The organism is Vibrio sp. M260112 (genome assembly GCF_036533775.1).
Taxonomy (GTDB): Bacteria; Pseudomonadota; Gammaproteobacteria; order Enterobacterales; family Vibrionaceae; genus Vibrio.
The window spans coordinates 1-1461 of the sequence record NZ_JATABH010000140.1 but is presented as its reverse complement, the minus strand read 5'-3'; the positions used below and the strand labels follow the sequence as shown (position 1 = coordinate 1461).

Sequence of the window (1461 nt, the reverse complement as noted above, 5' to 3'; positions counted from 1 at the left end):
AGACCGCGAAAGCCAATGGTCTTATCCTTTACGACTATATGGTCAAGTGTATGAAAGAGCTGGCGAAAGCGGAGCCAGATATCGATGCGCTCCTGCCTTGGAACTTCAAACACTAGCAGTGTCGCCCCGTGGGATCATGGGGCGGATACAAAACAAATGAGCAAATAGTCGAATTTTCCTCAATTGTCGATTATGTGACCTTTTGCCTAGGGTTTGTCCGTTGAGTTTGTTGATAAAAAAATCAATTGCTTATGCTTGCGAGTACGTCGAACGTTTCTTCAAGTTAGTAAGCATCATGTTTAATAATGCCGTCACCGTTGGAACGCCAACCAGTACAGGCGGAAAAGTCTTAACAGGCAGTGCTGGCGTAAAAATTAACAACTTAGATGTGAGTCTCTTGGGAGACCTAGCTACCTGCACTTGTGGGGATGAAAACTGTCGTGGAGTAGGTCCAATCATGCAGGGCAGCCCACGAAATATTAAGATTGGTGGTAAGCTGATAGCGATGAAATACGATCCGGTTGATACCGGATGCGGCAATTGCTTTGTGCTTGCTAGTGGTGACGCTGTGAGCCTTGGGCCTCAAATGTCTGGCTCAATTGATATGGGTTCAGGCGTCAATATAGGGCAGGGTGTTAATATCAATATGGGGTCGGGTGTGAGCTTTGGGCAAGGTGTCTCTTTTGGAGGAAATTTGGCTAAGGCGAGTTCTACCACGCAGAGCGTTTCTGAGCAGAAAGCTGCGTCTACTGTTAGTGTTAACCCTAATAATATGCATTGGCCTCCCTACAATTTCCTCGCTAAAGAGGGAGATAGAGAAATTCATGTTCGATATACGCAAGATGTTGTAGAAACTACGGTTCTAGCCCCAGAAGAGTGGCAAGAGTTTTTTGATGCGCTCGATAAAACTCGAAATATTGGTGGTGCAATGAAAGGCACTTATGATGCATTCGATACCGCTAAAAAGTTAGGAGGCTTGGGGGTTACCGCTTATGTCAAAACACATAATGGCGTTGATTACCTGATCTTGAAAGGTTACAAACAACACATGAAAACGTTGTTAGCAGGTAATCGCTTTAAAGCTTCAAACCCTCAAGTAGTTAAGCTTGGCGTGGGTGCTTTAGATTCCGTTAAAGGAATGGCTCGTTATGTCAAAGTCACTGCCCCTATGGAAGTATTAGTCGGTTCAGCCATTAACGTTCTACAGTATGTTTTGAATGATGAATATACCTTAAAGCAGCTGGGGATCGATGAAGCTAAATTATTGGTTGGTGTTTTTAGTTCGACTGCTTTGGCTGGAGGTATCCTTGGGGTTCTAAATAACTGTTCCTAAATATAGATCACTGGTTTGTAGAAAAAGAAGGGAACTCGGTACCGTTTGAGCGATCTGATCAGTCGCCAAACATACAAACCTACAACCGTTACCGAGTTCTCATGATTCTAACATTACCTGACCGCGCA

Annotated in this window: 2 protein-coding genes; both read left to right on the top strand. The window is 44.2% G+C overall.

Annotated elements, in window-relative coordinates; genetic code table 11:
• Nucleotides 1–116: transposase domain-containing protein (locus tag QTN95_RS20615; protein ID WP_331418354.1), on the top strand; the 116-nt coding region annotated here is incomplete at its 5' end.
• A 179-nt stretch (nucleotides 117–295) separates the two neighbouring features.
• Nucleotides 296–1333, top strand: coding sequence for a PAAR domain-containing protein (locus tag QTN95_RS20610; RefSeq protein ID WP_331418841.1), 1038 nt, complete (start codon nucleotides 296–298; stop codon nucleotides 1331–1333).
• The last annotated feature ends 128 nt before the right edge of the window (nucleotides 1334–1461 follow it).

Excerpts from the sequence above, each read along its gene's own strand:
- QTN95_RS20610 (WP_331418841.1), top strand. The coding sequence starts at position 296 with ATGTTTAATAATGCCGTCACCGTTGGAACGCCAACCAGTACAGGCGGA.